1 protein-coding gene and 1 pseudogene are annotated in these 1,665 nt (G+C 49.4%); both read right to left on the bottom strand.

All coding sequences use genetic code 11. The features are described from left to right. A pseudogene (locus tag DXD25_RS17355) lies at positions 1–1,058 on the bottom strand (hypothetical protein); the annotation flags it as partial. Continuing rightward, positions 1,040–1,474, bottom strand: a complete 435-nt coding sequence (locus tag DXD25_RS16215; protein WP_117664384.1) for a hypothetical protein — start codon at positions 1,472–1,474, stop codon at positions 1,040–1,042. The pseudogene DXD25_RS17355 and the gene DXD25_RS16215, both read right to left, overlap by 19 nt. Between the last annotated feature and the right edge of the window lie 191 nt (positions 1,475–1,665).

The following is a 1,665-nucleotide window of genomic DNA, read 5'->3' as shown; positions in this document are numbered from 1 at the left end:
GACCCGACGGTATCAATATTCATCCCCTTCAGTCCTGCGGATTCCTGGAAGAGGTCGAAGGCTATGAGATTCTTCTCACTGGCACTTTCTGCTTCTTGGGCTGCCAGTCCGCCAGCTTTCTGAGCATTTCCAGTATGGCTGATATAATCATCATCAGCACGATGGCTATCACCAGGTTGGGCAGGCTGAATAGCAGCGCCAGAAGAAACAGCAGAATGGCTGTCAGTGCCCTGAAATCGATTGTCTTGAACATCGTCATTACTTTGAACTTTAAGATTTGAGCTTTGAACTTTATGATTACTATCGCTAGGTATTTGCCCCTGAAAGTCTCCCGCCAGGCGTTCCGGGGATTTGCAATCCCCGGCAAGCAAGCTGTAGCGAGCCGTCCCCCTTCCATCAATCGTTAAGCCACGCTTAAGGAAAGCCTCTCTGCGAGCCTTGATCTCCTCATCCGGCAGCACCCCATACCACTCCTTCGAGCGGTAAATCTCGGAGTCCTTATCCGTGATAAAGATGATTCTCTCGGGCGTGATGCAGCTCTTGTCGTAGGGAATCCCAGCCGCCTCGCAATACGCCTTCTGCGTCTCCTCTATCGTCATACCCATCGGCATTCTGATATCGATATGCAGCTTCTTTCTAGCCGAATACTCCAGATGCAGCAGTTTCCCCTTCCATATCGTGTTGCTGCAGTTCAGCTCACGAGCCTTCTCCAATGCAGCATCCACATAATCCACATCATCCACATCGATGGTAGTCTGAAAGAGAAAGCTCTCTGGGTCCGCATCCTCACCAGAACGGTGGTTATTCCTGAATCTGTAGTAGTGAATGGCACGGATAGGCAGCTGCTTCTTCAGCCCCTCTCTAGCCTTCTTCACCGCCTTCTCATCACCAGCATCTACGCCGGGGATAGCCTTCTCCCCACGTATCTGCGCAATCACACCCTTCAGCCACGGCTGTGCTATCAGGGTGTCATAGACATACAGGGGCTGGGAAGAGCTCAATCTTCCCATATTGCCCTTGCGTGCCGGATTCAGAGCCATTACTTGTACTGTTCCCATGCTATATTCTCCTTGAAATGTTTAGCTTTGCCCTTCATCTCCATGATCTCTTTGTAGAGATATTTCAGAATATCCGACTTGTGCATTTCCTTCGGGAAAGAGAAGGAGACGAACACACGCTGCGACGAAGTACGGAGGGCACCATGCGAGGTATGGATAATCTCCGTATATAGCTTCCCGCCCGACTGTGCGTAAGGCTTGAAGTCGAGCTTGTCGCCGCATTCGCCACCGCTGCAGATCATTCTGCCCGGAATCACCTTAGGCACCTCGCAGATGGTCTCCGCATCGTTCCAGGGAGCCTTGCGAATAGCTACGTTACCACACTCGTCAGTAATGATACTGGCATCTACCTTCTGGGCGTTCAAAAGCGCCTGTACAGCAGCCTCTGCAGCTGCAGAAAAACTTTTCTTGCTCATATATATTGAAGTTTTAGAAAGATATGTTGTTAATTAGAAATACTCTCCATTCATACTCCGGATGCTTGAAAACATACGGTTTCACATTGTTCTTATCCATATTCATATATGTATTATCACGTTGGGGCTGCGACCATCCGCTAAATTCCATACCAGGAAATGGTACCGGTTTTCCATATACAGAAAAGCCC

The organism is Prevotella sp. TF12-30 (assembly GCF_003436715.1).
Classification (GTDB): Bacteria; Bacteroidota; Bacteroidia; order Bacteroidales; family Bacteroidaceae; genus Prevotella; species Prevotella copri_A.
Note: the sequence above shows the minus strand (reverse complement) of the source record. Positions and strands in the feature narration are given on the sequence as shown.

Bases quoted from the DNA above. Each gene is read 5' to 3' on its own strand.
- DXD25_RS16215 (WP_117664384.1), bottom strand. From the start codon at position 1,474: ATGAGCAAGAAAAGTTTTTCTGCAGCTGCAGAGGCTGCTGTACAGGCG.